Here is an 18,726-nt window from a genome sequence, read left to right on the forward strand (position 1 = left end):
CATTCTGATAACCCAAAATATTTAAAAGTTTGGGGCAATGGAGCTACTTTCGACAACGTTATATTGCGCGGCGCATATGAACGCGCCGGCCAGGTTTGCCCGTGGCAATTTTGGAACGATCACGACGTCAGAACCATCGTCACATTAGGCAGAGTTGTGGGTTTCGATCCAAAGCGAGATATGCCATTCGATGGGGTTGCACATAACGCACTGGCCGATGCGCGACATCAGGCAAAATACGTGTCCGCGATCTGGCAGAAATTGATTCCTACCACCAGCAGCGAGCTTTAATTTCCCCTGGGTGCAGCCAGGGTAATGGATAAATAACCATGAGCAATATTTTCCAGTTAGCCCCCAACGAGTGGGTTTGTGAAAGCGTTCTTATCGCGGTTACCGGGCTCAAGCCCGGAACCATCACCCGCGCCAGAAAAGAATCCTGGATGCTGGGCCGCGAGTACCTGCACATTTCACCAGACGGCAATCCCAAGCCTTCTAGCGAATGCATGTACAACAGAAAAGCAGTTGATCAGTGGATCGAAGCTCAGAAAAAAAATCAACCGGGTGCGCATCGGACATGAAAAGAAGTACACTCGCCGGTGCTCCTGGACGTCAGGAGGGAATAATGGCTAATGCATCGTACCCGATAGGCGTCGAAAACCACGGCGGTTCACTCCGCATCTGGTTTCTATATAAAGGCAAAAGAGTCAGGGAAAACCTCGGTGTCCCTGATACTGCAAAGAATCGCAAGATAGCCGGCGAGCTTCGATCTTCTGTTTGTTTTGCGATAAGGATGGGGAATTTTGATTATGCAGAAAAATTCCCAAACTCACCGAATCTTGTCCGGTTCGGTCAGGATAGTAAGGAAATTACTGTGCTGGAACTTGCTGAAAAATGGTCAGAGTTGAAGCGAATGGAAATCAGCTCAAACACCATGAGTCGGTACGAATCCATCATAAAAAACATGCTTCCACGCATTGGCGAAAACAAAATGGTTTCTGCAGTGACCGCCGAGGATTTGCTGTATGTGAGGAAAGAGTTGCTGACAGGTTTTCATGTCATGAAAAAGGATCACCGGACACAGGTTAAAGGCCGGAAGTCATCCACAGTCAATAATTACATGATGCTAATGGCCGAGATCTTCCAGTTCGGAACTGATAACGGTTATGCAAAAGAAAACCCGTTTAGCGGAATTAACCGCCTCAAGAAAGCTAAGGGTGAACCCGATCCACTCACGTCAGACGAGTTCATCAGGTTTATCCAGGCATGCGGCCACCAGCAGATGAGAAATCTCTGGTCACTGGCAGTCTATACCGGAATGAGGCATGGGGAGTTGTGCGGTCTGGCATGGGAAGATATCGATCTCCATGCCGGTACCATTACTGTAAAACGCAACCTTACCCAGACGGATGAGTTCACCCTGCCAAAAACAGACGCAGGCACTGACAGGGTGATTTATCTCATTCAACCAGCTATTGATGCCCTGAGGAATCAGGCCCAGCTTACGCGCCTTGGCCGGCAGTATGAGGTTGAAGTGAAATTGCGGGAATATGGCCAGTCAGTCATACATCCATGCACTTTCGTTTTCAGCCCTCAATGCGTAAAACGTGGACCTCGGACAGGATATCACTACGCGGTTAATTCGATTAATAAAATTTGGGCCCCAATAGTTAAGCGCGCAGGCATTCGTTATCGTAACGCCTACCAATCCAGGCATACGTATGCATGCTGGTCATTGTCAGCCGGGGCAAATCCAAATTTTATTGCAGCTCAGATGGGGCATGCCGATGCCCAGATGGTGTACAAAGTTTACGGTAAATGGATGTCAGAGAAGAGTGCTGAGCAGGTGTCGTTGCTCAACCAAGCGCTTTCGCGTTTTGCCCCATCCATGCCCCATGAGCTTTTAGCAGCACAGTAGAATTATTGAAAATCATAATGTTAGTAGCACTATTACTACATTTTCATAACACGTGGCACGAATTGCCCTCGACCAGAAAGAGAGCTTATGGTGTGATCGGGGTTCAATAAATCGCTAAACAGGGTATACTCCAGCGGTTTTCTTAGTTGTTTATTGTACTAAACGCTCCCGTGAGAGGATGCTACTGCGCACCTATGACACAATTCGCTTCTCCTGTTCTGCACTCGCTGCTGGATACAGACGCTTATAAGTTGCATATGCAGCAAGCCGTTTTTCACCACTACTACGATGTACAAGTAGCGGCTGAATTTCGTTGCCGTGGCGATGACCTGCTCGGTATTTATGCCGATTCTATTCGTGAGCAGGTGAATGCTATGCAGCACCTGCGACTGCAGGAGGATGAGTACCAGTGGCTCTCCGGCCTGCCTTTCTTTAAAGCTGATTACCTTACCTGGTTACGTGATTTCCGCTATAACCCGGAACAGGTTTGCGTCACCAATGATAACGGCAAGCTAAACATCCGCTTAACCGGTCCGTGGCGTGAAGTGATCATGTGGGAAGTCCCGCTGTTAGCGGTGATTAGCGAACTGGTACACCGTTACCGTTCACCTGAATCAGGCGTCCCGCAGGCACTCGATGAGCTGGAAAGCAAACTAGTAGAATTCTCTGCTTTAACGAAAGATGTCGATATGTCCCGCTTCCATTTGATGGATTTCGGTACGCGTCGTCGTTTTTCGCGCGAAGTACAGCAGGCTATCGTTAAACGCCTGCAGCAAGAGCCCTGGTTTGTTGGCACCAGTAACTACGATCTGGCCCGCCGCCTGTCATTAACCCCAATGGGTACGCAGGCGCATGAGTGGTTCCAGGCTCATCAGCAAATCAGTCCTGAACTTGCCACCAGCCAGCGCGTAGCCCTGGCAGCCTGGTTAAATGAATACTCTGATCAACTCGGCATTGCATTAACCGATTGCATCACTATGGACGCATTTTTACGCGACTTTGGCGTTGAGTTTGCTACCCGCTATCAGGGTCTACGCCATGACTCAGGCGATCCGGTGGAATGGGGTGAAAAAGCCATCGCCCATTATGAAAAACTGGGGATTGATCCGCTGAGCAAAACGCTGGTCTTCTCAGATAATCTCGATCTGAAAAAAGCGATTGAACTCTACCGCCACTTCTCTTCCCGCGTACAGTTGAGTTTTGGTATTGGGACACGGCTAACATGCGACATTCCGCAGGTTAAGCCACTCAATATTGTGATCAAGCTGGTGGAATGTAACGGCAAACCGGTGGCGAAGTTATCTGACAGCCCGGGTAAAACCATCTGCCACGATAAAGCATTTGTTCGTGCACTGCGCAAAGCCTTCGATCTCCCGCATATCAAAAAAGCCAGTTAAGCCTTCCAGGGAGCCATTTTGGCTCCCTTTTTCGCGTTTATTTCCGAAATCTTTCACTCCAGCTACGAATTCTGCTTGTCTGATTGCAGATGCCAGGTAACATAGGTATCCCCCCATTACGGGTGGACATGTGTTTATATATCCGACTATTAACAGAGAGAATATTATGAGCGTTGTGCCTGTAGCCGACGTACTCCAGGGCCGCGTAGCCGTTGACAGCGAAGTCACCGTGCGCGGATGGGTGCGTACCCGCCGAGATTCAAAAGCTGGCATCTCCTTCCTCGCCGTTTATGACGGTTCCTGCTTTGATCCTGTACAGGCCGTCATCAATAATTCTCTGCCCAATTACAATCAGGACGTACTGCGCCTGACGACGGGTTGTTCAGTTATCGTAACGGGTAAAGTCGTTGCGTCTCCTGGACAAGGACAGAGCTTTGAAATTCAGGCCACTGAGGTTGAAGTAACGGGCTGGGTTGAAGATCCTGACACTTACCCAATGGCAGCTAAGCGTCACAGCATTGAGTATCTGCGTGAAGTGGCGCACATGCGTCCGCGTACCAACATGATTGGTGCGGTAGCGCGTGTACGTCATACGCTGGCGCAGGCTCTGCATCGTTTCTTCCACGAGCAGGGTTTCTTTTGGGTATCGACTCCGTTGATCACCGCTTCCGATACGGAAGGTGCCGGTGAAATGTTCCGTGTTTCTACGCTGGATCTGGAAAACCTGCCGCGTAACGATCAGGGTAAAGTCGATTTCGACAAAGACTTCTTTGGTAAAGAGGCCTTCCTGACCGTTTCCGGTCAGCTGAACGGTGAAACCTACGCCTGCGCCCTGTCTAAAATTTATACTTTTGGCCCGACGTTCCGTGCAGAAAACTCTAACACCAGTCGTCACCTGGCAGAGTTCTGGATGCTGGAACCAGAAGTGGCTTTTGCTGACCTGAACGATGTTGCAGGCCTGGCTGAAGCGATGCTGAAGTACGCGTTTAAAGCCGTACTCGCAGAGCGTGCGGATGATATGAAATTCTTCGCTGAACGTGTCGACAAGGACGCGATTTCACGCCTGGAACGTTTCATTGACGCTGACTTCGCGCAGGTGGATTACACCGACGCGGTAAGCATTCTGGAAAAATGCGGTAAACAGTTCGAAAACCCAGTTTACTGGGGTGTGGATCTGTCTTCTGAGCATGAACGTTACCTTGCTGAAGAGCACTTTAAAGCGCCGGTGGTAGTGAAAAACTACCCGAAAGATATCAAAGCGTTTTATATGCGCCTTAACGAAGACGGTAAAACCGTTGCTGCAATGGACGTACTGGCCCCGGGAATCGGTGAAATCATCGGTGGTTCTCAGCGTGAAGAGCGCCTGGACGTGCTGGATGCCCGTATGCTGGAAATGGGTCTGAACAAAGAGGATTACTGGTGGTATCGCGACCTGCGTCGCTACGGTACCGTTCCGCATTCCGGCTTCGGATTGGGCTTCGAGCGTCTGATCGCTTACGTCACCGGCGTACAGAACGTCCGTGATGTTATTCCGTTCCCGCGTACTCCACGTAACGCCACCTTCTAAACGTGCGTTATTGTTTCGAAGGCCAGCATTGCTGGCCTTTTTTATACCCTTTTCGTGTTATCTGGATACCCATCTCACGTTAAACACAACCTTTCAATCTCCTCCACCTGTTACGTAATATTTCACCGCAATACATTTGCACAAAAAATAATCAGCAATTTTATTGTGGATTAGCATTTTCTGATTAAATAGTACATTTTTCAGCCTCTCGCACGGCACTCCAGACGTCCAAAAATCGTTACCTGTAAAATCCGAACTTTCCGGCAGAACGGAGAAAAAATGACCTTAGCAAAATTAAACATAAGAAAATCATATAAATAGAAATAAAAACGAGAATTTTAAGCGCAGGGGCATCCGAAGTTTGACGCTGTTCACAAAGTTGCACAAAAATAACATTTTGTTACACATTTTTTCTTTTTGAAACCAAATCTTTATATTTGTAGCACTTTGACGGTAGCGAAACGGTAGTTTGAATGGAAAGATGCCTGTCAGACACATAAAGACACCAAACTCTCATCAATAGTTCCGTAAATTTTGATTGACGGAATTTATTGGCGGCAGTGGCAGGTGTCATATAAAAACCGATGAGGGTAATAAATAATGATGAAGCGCAATATTCTGGCAGTGGTTATCCCTGCTCTGCTGGTAGCCGGGGCAGCTAACGCTGCAGAAGTTTATAACAAAGATGGCAACAAAGTAGACGTATACGGTAAAGCCGTTGGTCTGCATTATTTTTCCAAGCACAACGGTGATAACGCCTACGCTGCTAACGGCGATCAGACATATGCCCGTCTTGGTTTCAAAGGGGAAACTCAGATTAACGACCAACTGACCGGTTACGGCCAGTGGGAATACCAGTTCAGCGGCAATAACGCAGAAGGCGGTGACGATGCCCAGAAAGGCAACAAAACCCGTCTGGCGTTTGCTGGTTTGAAATTTGGTGACGCAGGCTCCTTCGATTACGGTCGTAACTACGGCGTTGTATACGATGCTCTGGGTTACACCGATATGCTGCCAGAATTCGGTGGTGATACCGCTGCTTCTGACCAGTTCTTCTCCCAGCGTAACGGCGGTCTCGCAACCTACCGTAACTCTAACTTCTTCGGTCTGGTTGAAGGCCTGAACTTCGCTGTACAGTACCTGGGTAAAAACGAACGCTCTAGCAGCCCAACCCGTTCTAACGGCGACGGCGTTGGCGGTTCCGTAAGCTACGAAATGGATGGTTTCGGTATCGTGGGTGCTTACGGTGCAGCTGACCGTACCAACGCGCAAGAGCAGCTGGCCTATGGCCGCGGCGCGAAAGCTGAGCAGTGGGCGACCGGTGTTAAGTACGATGCGAACAACATTTACCTGGCAGCGAACTACAGCGAAACCCGTAACGCAACCCGTATCTCTAACGGTTACGCTAACAAAACTGAAGACGTACTGTTGGTTGCTCAGTACCAGTTCGACTTCGGCCTGCGTCCGTCCCTCGCCTATACCAAATCTAAAGGTAAGGACATCGAAGGAATCGGCGACGTAGATCTGGTGAACTACTTCGAAGTAGGTGCGACTTACTACTTCAACAAAAACATGTCCACCTATGTTGATTACATCATCAACCAGATCGATTCTGACAACAAACTGGGCGTAGGCTCTGACGACACCGTTGCAGTGGGTATCGTTTACCAGTTCTAATAGCAGACCTCTTTGTTAAATGCCTAAAAAACAGGACTTCGGTCCTGTTTTTTTATATCTGCTAGCGGATTCTTGCGTCTTAAAAAAACACCTCAGCTTTTCGTCAGTAACGGTTGGCATTTTGTAAATCTACCGTTAACCTGATAGCGGACTTCCCTTCTGTAATCACTATGGAACCTCGTCATGTTTGAGAACATTACTGCCGCTCCTGCCGACCCCATTTTGGGTCTGGCTGATTTGTTTCGTGCCGATGACCGCCCTGGAAAAATAAACCTGGGGATCGGTGTATATAAAGATGAGACAGGCAAAACGCCGGTACTGACCAGCGTTAAAAAAGCCGAGCAATATATACTGGAAAATGAAACCACCAAAAATTACCTTGGCATTGACGGTATTCCAGAGTTTGGTCGCTGCACTCAGGAATTACTGTTTGGTAAAGAAAGTTCGCTGATCAACGATAAGCGTGCACGTACCGCACAAACCCCTGGCGGCACTGGTGCACTGCGTGTGGCAGCTGATTTCCTGGCAAAAAATACGTCGGCTAAACGCGTATGGGTGAGCAATCCAAGCTGGCCGAACCATAAGAGCGTCTTTAACTCTGCAGGCCTGGAAGTTTGTGAATACAACTATTACGATGCAGCAAACCACTCGTTAGATTTTGATGCGCTGCTGGCAAGCCTCAGCGAAGCGCAGGCTGGCGACGTGGTGCTATTCCACGGCTGCTGCCATAACCCTACCGGTATCGATCCTACGCTGGAACAGTGGCAAACGCTGGCTCAGATGTCTGTCGAAAAAGGTTGGTTACCGCTGTTTGACTTCGCATACCAGGGCTTTGCCCGTGGCCTGGAAGAAGATGCAGAAGGTCTGCGCGCATTTGCGGCTCTGCACAAAGAGCTGATCGTTGCCAGCTCCTACTCCAAGAACTTTGGACTGTACAATGAGCGTGTAGGCGCCTGTACGCTGGTTGCTGCCGATGCTGAAACCGTTGACCGTGCGTTCAGCCAGATGAAATCAGCCATTCGCGCTAACTATTCCAACCCACCAGCACACGGTGCATCCGTAGTGGCCACGATTCTGAGCAACGACGCGCTGCGTGCCATCTGGGAACAGGAACTGACTGATATGCGCCAGCGCATTCAGCGCATGCGTTTACTGTTTGTGAATACGTTGCAAGAGAAAGGTGCAAACCGCGATTTCAGCTTTATCATCAAACAGAACGGCATGTTCTCGTTTAGCGGCCTGACCAAAGAGCAGGTTCTGCGTCTGCGTGAAGAGTTTGGTGTCTACGCTGTCGCTTCCGGACGCGTAAACGTGGCAGGAATGACGCCAGACAACATGGCGCCACTGTGCGAAGCGATTGTCGCTGTACTGTAATCTATCGCGCACAAAAAAGGCCGCAATAGCGGCCTTTTTATTTATTAAACGAATTACCAGACAGGCATTTCATCTTGCAGGAACGGGTTATGTAAGCGTTCATTACCCAGCGTAGAGAGTGGGCCGTGACCCGGAATAAACGTTACGTCATCGCCTAACGGCAATAGTTTACGTTTAATCGAATCGATTAGTTGGCTGTGATCACCGCGCGGGAAATCGCTGCGCCCTACGCCACCTTTGAAAATCACGTCACCAGAAATCAGTAACTTTGATTGCTCATCAAAGAAGACCACATGTCCCGGTGTATGACCCGGACAATGCAGAACCTGTAACGTCACGTTGCCAACGCTTATCCGGTCACCTTCATTCAACCAGCGATCGGGCGTCAGCGGCTCACAATCTCCCAGGCCAAACATGCGGCTCTGAGCAGGGAGTCCCTGTAACCAGAACTCATCTTCTTTTTCCGGACCAATAACCGGTACACCATAATGTTGTGCCAGTTCAGCCGCCGCTCCAACATGGTCAAGATGACCGTGAGTAAGCAGGATCTGCATTAGCGTCAGACCGCTGGCATCCACTTCCTGTTTGATTTTCTCGGCATCGCCGCCGGGATCGACCAGCGCGGCCAGACGACTCTGCTCACACCAGATTAGCGAGCAGTTCTGGGCGAATGCAGTGACCGGAATAATACGATAGTTCATACAGCTCCTGTTTCATTAAGCTTATGGATCACCAGTGCCGTGCAGGGCCGGTGTCAATATGCACAAAGTTACTGCTGGGGTAGTATCCTACACCACCTGCGCGCATAGATAACGCAGCTTTGCGAATATTACTTAATGCGATGCCTTCAATATGGAAATCCATGGCCTGACCTTTAGTGTGGTAGCTTTTCTTAGCCACACCACGGCTACGTGCACGGAGTTCATTATTGGTATCGATAGAGCGATAGCCTGAAATCAGCTGTACGGGTTTACGCGTGCCCAGCAGGCCCTGCAGACGGAAGAGTTGATCAAACAGTCCCGGGTCAATGGATTTCACTTTATTGGCCCGAAAATCACGGAAAAAGTGGTTAAGCTTTGCTAATTCGTCCTGAATATAGCCCCTGCCATCAAAAAACTCTGCTTTTATTGACTCACCGGTATGCAGGTTATTCAGAGTCAATATACGCGGACGTGGGGTAGAGAGTGTTGCAAACGCAGGCGAAGGCAAGATGGCAGCGCCGAGGGCAATACCACCAAGCGCCAGCAGTTTGCGGCGATTAGCGTCAAATTTGTCCATGGTATTAAGGTCTACAAGGTCAATGTTATCGTATGTATGCTCTAGCGCACGCGGGAAACCTTATCTGGCTAAGTAGTCCACGTCAAGGCTCCCAACCCCAGGAAATACGGGGCTCACAGCCATTTTGCCCCGTTTCCAGCATAACTTACGACAATCATTTTCCTCGAACTGCTTCATTTATCTGATTAATTGCTCGGCTTTTGACACAATTTGTGCGCTGGATCGCGCTGTCAGATCGTAATTGTAAATATCTGTACGATACTGCGTGCGCCCATCAGGGCCGACAAATGCGGTCAGATAGTAGAGGTTGACCGGAATATTCTGACGAATATTCACGTACCGCGTATCCCCTTGCTTCAGGGCATCCGAGATGCGCGTATCATTCCAACCCGCGTCCTGTAGGAGCATATTCGCCAGCTCAGATGCCTTGTTCACACGCACGCATCCGGAGCTTAACGCCCGCGTATCTTTCTGGAACAGATTGTGGTTCGGCGTATCGTGCAGATAAATAGCGTCCGAACTCGGCATATTGAATTTATAGCGTCCTAGCGAGTTACGTGCGCCCGGAGCCTGCTGAAAGCGGAACGGCAGATTGGACGCAGTGATGGTCGCCCAGTCAACCTGCCACGGATCTATCGTCTCTTTACTGTTCCAGCCGCGCATTACGGTATAGCCGTGACGTTCAAGATATCCCGGATCATTCCATAACTTAGGCAGAATATCTTTACGTGCCAGCGTCGGCGGAACGTTCCACGGTGGGTTAACGACCACGTTATTCAGCGCACTGCTCATCATCGGCGTTTTACGATCGGGACGCCCGACAATAACTCGCGAGGCCAGCACCTGATTGCCATTCTGATAATAAACCAGCGAATAGGCAGGAATGTTCACCATGATACCGGTAGACAGCTCACTCGGCAGCAGGCGCAAGCGCTGAATATTTAACGCTAGCACGCCCGCACGCTGAGCAGGCGTCACGTTCAGCCAGTCACGTGTGGCTGGGCCAATCGCGCCATCTGCGCCAAGTCCCTGCCACGTCTGAAAACGCTTTACCGCATCAACCAATTCACGATCGTAGGTACCACGCCCTTCTTTGCCAGACGTACTGACGGCAGGCTCCAGCATCCCGGTTCGACGCAAAATTTCACGCAGCGCGGGGATGTCATTACTCCACTCCCCCGGACGCAGCGTTGCTGTACTGGTGAGTTGCGGCCAGGGACGTGAATCGCCCACCAGCTTGAGCAGTGATTCATGCATGGCTGCATACTGCGGATGTTGAGGCGAAAGGCTGGCCACAAATGAAGTCAGTTGACCGTTATCCAGTGCGACCTGCCACTGGTTGATGACGGAAATCGGCGGCGTCGTTAGCGCATAGGGCTTATCGCTGTAAAGCCAGCGATTACCTTTGACAGGGATGTTAGCGATAAAGTGCAAATACCCCATCATCGCATCAGAGAGCACGATGTCTCTCGCCTGACCGGTTACTGCCGGGTCAGTCAGAAGTGCAACCCAGGTAGTGAACTGCGGCTGAAAGCCGGCAATTGCGATCTCGGCTAACTGTTGCTGAAATGCCTTTACCGCATCACGATTTTCCCACATCGGCTTCATTTCGCGTGCGGCATACAGCAGTTCCAACTGGCTCATGTAAACCGGCGTATAACCTGCTGGCAGTTGAGAGTGTATTTCGGCGCGGGCTTTATCGACAGACACGCCTTCTGGCAGCGGTTGAATACCCGCCATGATAGCCGTCGCAGAAGATTGAACCTGCGGCTGCGATAACGCTGTTGGCTGTTCACTGACGGTCGCAGAGCTATCGCCAGGGATCATTTCAGGCTCATCGGCCTGCGCATTGAACAGTGGAGCGAATGTTACGGCCAGGCACAAACTGATTGCCGACAGCCGACGACCACACATTTTATTAAGCAACATCCCTTGCCCCCTGTTTTCTTTATCATACTCTGAATAGCCAGGCCGTCTGTATTCCCCTTTATTTTGACGAGGGTCGGACCTGTATAACGCCAATACAAACTGAAGTATGACGAGCAAGCCTGTGACGCGTTAGGCTCACCTTTAGTATATAAACATCAAAAACTTTTTGCCTAACCTAATGTAAAGAAGTCTAAAGAAATTACACAAGGCATGAAGTCTTTTCGGAAAAAGATAAGGCGGCCATGTAGCCGCCTTTTTACTTATTACTTAGCTTGCCTGCGAGGAGGCATCTTCAGTCCCCGGCAGCGGTTCCGGTAACTGAGGCGCAAATCCGCGCAGCCCCACCACGTGAACGTGTTCAGTGTTCTGGAAGACTTTACGCACCAGTTTGTAGGTGGTGCCTTTCTCTGGGCTGATGTTTTCCGGCGCAGCGATAATCAGCTGCATCTGCAAACGCTCACACAGCTCAAACAAGGTCGCAATAGAACGCGCATCGAGTCGTGCAGCTTCATCAAGGAACAGCAGGCGGCAAGGAGAGATATCTTTCCCGCGCAATCTGCGGCCTTCATCTTCCCAGCTTTGCACCACCATCACCAGAATAGACATCCCGGTCCCGATCGCTTCCCCCGTTGACAACGCACCAGACTCAGCACGCAGCCAGCCGTCAGAGCCACGGTTAACCTCAACTTCCATTTCCAGATAGTTACGATAATCCAGCAGCTCTTCACCAATGGTTTGCGGCGTGCGTTGCCCCATGTCTATCTGCGGATTCAGACGCTGATACAGCTTCGCCAGCGCTTCTGAGAAGGTCAGGCGATTGCTGTTAAACAGATCCTGATGCTGTTCATGCTGCTCTGAAAGTACGTCCAGCAAGGTAGCATGTGTTTCACGCACATTGACGTTCAGGCGAACGCTGTTGACCTGGCCAAACGACACGCTTTGCAGCCCCTGGTTCAGCATGCGAATACGGTTCTGTTCACGCTGAATAGTCTTACGAATAATGTTCGCCACGCTGCGTGAGCTGATCGCCAGCTTCTGTTCGCGTGAGGTTAACTCTTCCGTCAGACGGCTCAGTTCGATCTCCATCTGTTCAATGGCTTCAACCGGATCGTCGGTACGAATAATATCCTGGCGAATACGTTCGCGCAGATGCTGGTAAACCGCGACGAAGAACTGAATTTTACGCTCTGGACGTTTTGGATCTTCAGACAGACGCAACACATCGCGCAGGTGCTCGTTATCTGCAACCGCCAGACGTAGCGCACCGAGCGCCTTATCCGACATCGAACGCAGTTCGTCACCGGAAAGATAGGCCAACTCGCGACGGTGCAGACGACGTTCTACACCGTTATCTTTCACCATCCGCATGACTGCACACCAGCCGGCTTTGGCGGTGACTACTTGCTCGCGCATTTCATGATAATCACGTTCCAGCTTGCGCAGTCTGCGGGTCAGGTTTTCCATCTCCGCTTCGCAGAAGGTCAGCGCTTTCTCAAGTTGGTTGCGGCGTGCACGGTTGTTGCTGAGCTGCGCATGCAGTTCGTCACGGCGGATACGCGCGCGCTCTTCAGCACCGCTGTCCGCACGAACGCCGATATCCTGCAGTTCACGTTGTAAATCGTTAAGCAGCTCTTTTTTGGTGTCATAAGAGCTTTTTAGCGATGCCATCACCTGGTTGTACTGGCTTAACTGTGCGGCGTGGCTGCGCAGCGCTTCACGAGCGCGGGTACGTTCGGCTTCCGCCTGTTCCAGGCGTTCACGCAATTTTTCGTTCAGATCGCTATTGCCGCTCAGCATTTCGGCTGAGTCGGAATAACTAAAGTGCGCCCGACGCTGTACGACTTCGGTCAGCGCAAAAGCCTGCTGACGCGCATCGCGCTGCATCTGCTGGGAATACGCATAGTCTTCCTTCAGCTGTTCAAACTGCTCAGGGTCATTTTGCAGAACCGAAACGATAGGTTCCAGTTTCGCCAACTGATTGCCATGTTGCTGTACAAAACGCGCGGCTTCCTGAGCTTCATCCAGACGCTCGCGAATTTCGTCAACGCGATCGGCCAGCGTATCATCTGCCAACAGATTCAAGCGCGGCAGCAGGCGGTTCAGCGCAGAGACGCCCTCTTTCGCCTGTTCAAACTGCATACGGCTTTGCTGGTTATCATTTTCATGATTGGTCAGCGCACGTTCCAGTTCAACGCGACGGCTATTCAGCTGGCGAATTTCCGCTTCTGGATCGGCTTCAAACGCCACCGACAGATGGCTGCCGATAAAGCGACTGAACGCCTGATGCAGACGTTGGGTTTTCTGGACGTCAAAGGAGAGCGTGGCGAAACGTTCAGACAGTCCTTCACGCTCGGCATGCAGGGTTTCGATACGGCTTTCACGTGCTGCACGCCCAAAAATAGGCACCGTCGGGAAGCGAGAATAACGCCACTGACGCTCGGCAGTTTTCACCACCACCGCATTTTCCAGTTCATCAACGCTGAAGACGCTGTCATCAAACGACTGCGGATCCCCTTCGATGAAATAGAGATCTTCCGGGCAATCCGTCAGCCCTTCAAGCTGTTCGGTAATCAGCGACAGATCCGGTACCACGATGGCATGGCGCGAAGGACCGTACAACGCAGAGAAGTACGGTGCATCTTCAAGGCTAACGTCATCATAAATTTCTGACAGCAGCACGCCGCCAAAGCGTTCCGCTAGCGCGTTCAGACGCTGATCTTCCGCCCCGCCCGGCTGACTTAAACGTTCAATCTCTTCATCAACCGCATTTTTACGTGCACCGACTTCATCACGCTCAACAATGGCCTCACGCTCGCGCTCCAGCAATTGTTGCAGATACTCGGTCACATCCTGGCTGGAGGTAAACTCTTCCCCACACTGCTCGCTAAGCTGGTTCAGGCTATTTTGCGCAGCCAGCCAGACGGGTGCCCGTTTCATCAAATGCTGAATACGGGATTGTAGCTGTTCCTGCTCCTGACGCAGCGTCATACGCTGTTCGCTGGCAGACGAGACGCTGTCCGACAAGGCGGCGATGCGCGCTTCCAGCTCCTGGTGCAGTGCTTCCAGCTCCTCGATATCGAACTGTTTACCCTGTCGCTTGCAGAATTCGGCCAGCAGACGCTCGGCATCCTGCTGTTCGCGCAGACGCTGCTCCAGTTCGCTCAGTCGCATACGCAACGGCTGAACCTGTTCTGCCAGGTGGCGCTGTTCCACGCCTTCGCGCAGCAGTTCACGCGCCACGCTCCAGGCTTCACCGCGCGCCAGCGGGCCGTTGATAGCCGCCACCAGCTGATAAGCCTGTTCGAACTGGCTATGCGCGGTTTGCGCCACGCTCATTTTTTGTTCTAGCGTCAGCAGCTTTTCAGTGGCTTCCTGCTCTTTGGCCTGGAAAGTCTCCAGCCATTCGGCGGCGCTGTCGGCTGTCAGGTCCGGTAAGTGGCAGAGCTCTTTCGCCCGGTTTAGGGCCTGGATCGCCTGGGTATACTGGATGGCTCGCGTCTGCTGGACGTCCAGCGCTTGCTGGTAATCGGCAAGCTGGCTTTTCAGCTCATCCACTTCCAGCTCAGCGGCTTCTGCGCGGGCTTCGTTTTCATCCTGGCGGTCAACGGCTTCCGCGACCACCTCGTTTTGTTCTTCCAGACGGACCTGCAGTTCTTCGAGATCCGCCTCATAGCGTTCAATTTTTTCCTGTTGACGCAGCGCGGTTTGCACCAGATTCAGGTGATCGCTCGCGGCCTGGTAATCAGCTTCCAGATCGCCTTCCGCACCGTTGTGCTCACCCAATTCACGCGCCATATCCACGTGTTTGTACTGCTCTGCCGCCAGCTGCTTGCGAGAGGTATACAGTTCACGACGATATTCCAGTGCTTTATCCAGATGGATACGACGTTCATTGGCGTGGCGCATATAATCTGCGGCCACATAGTTGGTCGCTTCACTGATTAAATGCTTAAACAGGTCGCGGTCAGACTGGGTTACGCGAATCGCTTCCAGCGTCATACGGTTTTCACGCAGCGCGGCTTCCATATCCTGGAACGCTTTACGTACGCCGCTGTTTTCCGGCAGCAGGTAGTCACGAAGTGAACGGGTAATGGCGCTGGAGATCCCGCCGTACAGCGAGGCTTCAATCAGACGGTAGAATTTACTACGATCGGACGCGGAGCGCAGACGACGGGCAATGATGCCCAGATCGAACATCAACGAGTGATAATCGGTTATTGAGTTGAACTGCTTAAACTGCACGCCTTCCATCTCATCAAGCTTCTCTTTCAGCTCAGGTAGAGACAGTACGCGCGCCTGGCGTTCGTTCAGCGTTTCCGTCACCAGTTGGGTTGGCTGTACCGACATCGGCAGCCCCTGAATGGCAAACGGTTTGATATCCACTTTGCGATCGCGACCAGCAACCTGTTGCAGACGCACACCCACGACTACGCGCTGATGACGCGAGTTGAGGACGTCGAGCATTGAATAACAAACCCCTGCTTTCAGCTTACCGTGCAGGCCTTTATCACGTGAACCGCTGGTTGCACCGGCTTCGGTGGTGTTACGGAAATGCAGCAGGGTTAAGTCCGGAATGAGCGCCGTAACAAATGCCGCCATGGTGGTGGATTTACCCGCACCGTTACCACCGGACAGCGTGGTGACCAGCTCATCGAGATCAAACGTACGGGCAAAAAAACCATTCCAGTTAATCAGCGTAAGTGAGCGAAATTTACCGCGTTCAATCATTATTCTTCTTCTCCACTGTCCGGCTGATTCTCTTCGGGCTCATCGTTGAGCTGCAGACGGTTCTCGACCGCCATCGCTTCACCATCACGAATTAAGCGACGCTGGGCTTCACGCGGATCGTCGCCGCTACGCACATCCGCGCCAAAGCGGAAGACAGATTCCGTAATACGGAATTTGCTGCTGTCGTGGCCCAGAAACCACACCATGCCTAAGCGGCGCAAGCGGTTGAGCGAAGAACGCACTTTTTCCTGTAGCTTCTGGCGGTCAACGTCAGAACCGGTTGAACGGTTGTTCACCAGCTTCAGGAGTTTCGCTTCGTCTGCCAGCGTTAGCAGCTCGTCGTACAGCTCTTGCTGGGTAAAAATCCCTTCGTTCGCCAGGCGTTCCGGGCTGAGATAGAGATAGCAAAGAATTTTACCCACCATCATGTCCAGTTCAGACAGAACCGAACGCGGAATGAGCGTCGTTGAACGCGGACGAAGGTAGAAGAACCCTTCCGGCGCACGGATCAATTCCACGTTATAGCGGCTGTAAAACTCTTCAAAATATTCCTGAAAATCCATCAGGAAGGCATGATTATCCAGTTCATCCAGACCGATATGGCGGCCCGAACGTAAGGCGCTATCCAGCGCCGGAAATAACGGATTCGCCAGCGCCTGCGCCAGCTTTACCGGCATCACTTGTTCAATATTTGTCAATGACATGCGCCTGTACCTTGGCTCCGTAATCATTAATCGGCTGCCATTTGGCTGGCAGTCCGGTGAAGTCTGCTTGCGCTACGCCAAGGCGTACCGCCTGATCGATAACAATACGCGCGACGTCGAAATGACGCGCACGTGGGTATTGCGCCAGATACTCGCGCACTACCAAACCGAGATCCAGTGGTGTTTGTCTGGATTTGTAGATAGCCAGCTGTTCTTCGATGATCGCCGCCAGCTGTTCACGGATCTCGTTAAATTCTTCATATTCCAGATCTTCCGGAAGTTCACCGGTGACCTCTTCGTCACGCAGCACCATCTCCTCGTCACGCATATCCAGCAGACGATCGGCGTTGGCATAGGTCAGCGCCCATGGGTCGTCAAAGTAGGTCTGCACGGACTGACGCAGACGCTGGGCGAAGACGCGGTTTTTATCCATATCGATCGCGGTACGGATAAATTTATGAACGTGACGATCGTAGCCGATCCACAAGTCAATGGACTGCTGGCCCCAGCTAATAATGCGGTCGAGCTTGCTTTGTAAATCAAACACCAGCCGATCGACAAAATGCAAATCGTCATGCGTCATCGTGGCGTCCTGGATGCGTAACAGGTTAGCCTGCAGCTTATCCCCTGCCGCTTCCAGCGTATCTTGCAGCTCACGCAGCGTACCAGATGTTTCTGACAGCAGCATTTCACAGCTGGAAATCGCCGCCCGCCAGTCTTTGTTTAGCAACTGTGCGATGTCGTCTTTTACCTGCTGCTGCTGTTCATCCATTATGCGCTGGGTCAGATCTATACTGTCGAAAATCTCCGCCACCGAGTATTTCAATGGCGCATAGACGTTGCGATGCCAGTGGAACTCATCACCACCTTCCGCTGCCGCATCAGCCGCGCGCTTCAGTTCGCCTGCCACAATTGACAGCTGCATAGAAAGACGCAGCGTAGAGAATTCGCGCTGACGAATATAGTAATCTGTGATGCCAATCCCGAGCGGCGTTAAACGGTAAATGGCGTTGCCTTCAGCCTGCTCGCTGGTAAAGCGGTTCAGCAGACGTTGACGCACCATATCGTTGATCGCGTTGTTGGCGCGGACGCCGATGGTTTCGCTGGTTTGCTCAAACGCATCACTAACATGGCGGAACGCATCCACCAGTTCACCTTCACTCATCTCACCGTCAAGTCGCTCACCGTTCAATGTGGCGACCGCCAGCAGGAACGAAAGTCTGTCTACCGGCAGAGAGATGGAGAAGTCATTTTTTCTGGCCCAGGCAACCAGTTCGGGGACTGTCTGGGAAAATTCACTCATAGGTTATCCTTGCATCTGCGGCTCGGGCCGGACGTTTAATCGCGGTGACATGAATATAGCGCCCAAGGCTGATATACGGTTCCTGGCGGCAATAACGTGTTTCTATTTCTGTTAAAGCATCAAAACAGTCATGCTGTTTTTGTTTATCACGCAGATAATCATGAAACACCCTCACGCCCGTTTTTCCGGTTATCTCCCAGCCAATCTCCTCCAGCCAGCCATAGACCTGCTGAGGGTCACGCGGAAAATCAGGAGACAACGTGCGCCGTTTCTTTTTATACATTCCCTGCTGTACATAGCCGAAATTACCGACCAACACATTACGCATCAACAGACCGTTTGCATTGTAGAACATCAGCGATAAAGCACCGCCCGGGCGTAACATCGACCACAATGTTTTTAAGACGGCTTGCGGATCGGCCACCCATTCCAGCACAGCATGAAACAATATCAGATCAACCTGAGAATCCAAATGCTGTGGGATGTCCTGAGCGGCACAATGTATAAAATGCATGTTGTCGCTCACACCTTGCTCTTCTGCCGCCCGTTGCGCTCGCGCCACCATCTCAGCAGAAAGATCGCACAAGGTGACGTGATGGCCCCGCTGCGCCATCAGAATGGCTGTCTGCCCTTCTCCGCCACCCGCATCAAGCACACGCAAAGTTTGGCCCGCATAGTCGGCAAGAAGTTTGTCCAGATCCTGCCAGAGGATCGTCTGACGAAGCTGACCTTTGGTGGTGCCGTAAATGTTACGGGAAAACTTCTCTGCAATGTCATCAAAATTGCGATCCCGCATCGGGCTCTCCACATGCTGGCTTTAGGGTGACTAAGTAAAACCGCTATTTTGTCACACC

General features: G+C 51.5%; 14 protein-coding genes. 7 read left to right on the plus strand and 7 right to left on the minus strand.

Annotation, left to right across the window (positions count from 1 at the left end; translation table 11 throughout):
- The 7 genes from OGX94_RS08705 to aspC all read left to right on the plus strand — a co-directional run.
- Nucleotides 1-291 (plus strand): 3'-5' exonuclease (locus OGX94_RS08705; RefSeq protein WP_286569052.1); only part of this gene is annotated, 291 nt, incomplete at its 5' end.
- Nucleotides 292-329: 38 nt separating this feature from the next.
- Nucleotides 330-578, plus strand: coding sequence for an excisionase family protein (locus tag OGX94_RS08710; protein WP_182318641.1), 249 nt, complete (start codon nucleotides 330-332; stop codon nucleotides 576-578).
- A 44-nt stretch (nucleotides 579-622) separates the two neighbouring features.
- Nucleotides 623-1,915: a tyrosine-type recombinase/integrase gene (locus tag OGX94_RS08715; RefSeq protein WP_257661543.1), complete on the plus strand. Its 1,293-nt coding sequence runs from the start codon at nucleotides 623-625 to the stop codon at nucleotides 1,913-1,915.
- Nucleotides 1,916-2,109: 194 nt separating this feature from the next.
- The gene (pncB, locus tag OGX94_RS08720; RefSeq protein WP_257661542.1) at nucleotides 2,110-3,312 is read left to right on the plus strand and encodes a nicotinate phosphoribosyltransferase; all 1,203 of its coding nucleotides are present in this window, start codon (nucleotides 2,110-2,112) and stop codon (nucleotides 3,310-3,312) included.
- 166 nt (nucleotides 3,313-3,478) lie between these two features.
- Complete coding sequence (gene asnS / locus OGX94_RS08725) at nucleotides 3,479-4,879, plus strand: asparagine--tRNA ligase (RefSeq protein ID WP_020996514.1); 1,401 nt, start codon at nucleotides 3,479-3,481, stop codon at nucleotides 4,877-4,879.
- Nucleotides 4,880-5,479: 600 nt separating this feature from the next.
- Complete coding sequence (ompF, locus tag OGX94_RS08730; RefSeq protein ID WP_003831952.1) at nucleotides 5,480-6,556, plus strand: porin OmpF; 1,077 nt, start codon at nucleotides 5,480-5,482, stop codon at nucleotides 6,554-6,556.
- A gap of 183 nt (nucleotides 6,557-6,739) precedes the next feature.
- Nucleotides 6,740-7,930 carry an aspartate transaminase gene (gene aspC, locus OGX94_RS08735; protein WP_003831950.1) on the plus strand — a complete coding sequence of 397 codons (1,191 nt, stop codon included), beginning with the start codon at nucleotides 6,740-6,742 and terminating at the stop codon, nucleotides 7,928-7,930.
- Nucleotides 7,931-7,983: 53 nt separating this feature from the next.
- On the opposite strand, the gene OGX94_RS08740 is transcribed toward aspC, so the two are convergent.
- The 7 genes from OGX94_RS08740 to cmoM form a co-directional block, all read right to left on the minus strand.
- Nucleotides 7,984-8,631, minus strand: a complete 648-nt coding sequence (locus OGX94_RS08740; protein WP_257661541.1) for an MBL fold metallo-hydrolase — start codon at nucleotides 8,629-8,631, stop codon at nucleotides 7,984-7,986.
- Between the two features lie 28 nt (nucleotides 8,632-8,659).
- Nucleotides 8,660-9,208, minus strand: coding sequence for a peptidoglycan L,D-endopeptidase MepK (gene mepK, locus OGX94_RS08745; protein WP_257661540.1), 549 nt, complete (start codon nucleotides 9,206-9,208; stop codon nucleotides 8,660-8,662).
- Nucleotides 9,209-9,385: 177 nt separating this feature from the next.
- Nucleotides 9,386-11,137: a L,D-transpeptidase gene (gene ldtD, locus OGX94_RS08750; protein WP_155848021.1), complete on the minus strand. Its 1,752-nt coding sequence runs from the start codon at nucleotides 11,135-11,137 to the stop codon at nucleotides 9,386-9,388.
- A 267-nt stretch (nucleotides 11,138-11,404) separates the two neighbouring features.
- Nucleotides 11,405-15,865, minus strand: a complete 4,461-nt coding sequence (mukB, locus tag OGX94_RS08755; protein WP_003831942.1) for a chromosome partition protein MukB — start codon at nucleotides 15,863-15,865, stop codon at nucleotides 11,405-11,407.
- Entirely contained in the window at nucleotides 15,865-16,569 is a 705-nt protein-coding gene (gene mukE / locus OGX94_RS08760; protein ID WP_003035809.1) for a chromosome partition protein MukE, read from the minus strand. The genes mukB and mukE overlap by 1 nt, the downstream gene beginning before the upstream one ends.
- On the minus strand, nucleotides 16,550-17,872 hold the full coding sequence (gene mukF / locus OGX94_RS08765; RefSeq protein WP_003831939.1) for a chromosome partition protein MukF: 1,323 nt from the start codon (nucleotides 17,870-17,872) through the stop codon (nucleotides 16,550-16,552). Before mukF ends, mukE begins: the two co-directional genes overlap by 20 nt.
- Nucleotides 17,865-18,668 (minus strand): tRNA uridine 5-oxyacetic acid(34) methyltransferase CmoM, encoded by an 804-nt coding sequence (gene cmoM, locus OGX94_RS08770; protein WP_003035803.1) that lies wholly within the window; start codon nucleotides 18,666-18,668, stop codon nucleotides 17,865-17,867. The genes mukF and cmoM overlap by 8 nt, the downstream gene beginning before the upstream one ends.
- Nucleotides 18,669-18,726: the final 58 nt, after the last annotated feature.

The organism is Citrobacter sp. Cpo037 (assembly GCF_030332945.1).
Lineage (GTDB): Bacteria > Pseudomonadota > Gammaproteobacteria > Enterobacterales > Enterobacteriaceae > Citrobacter > Citrobacter portucalensis.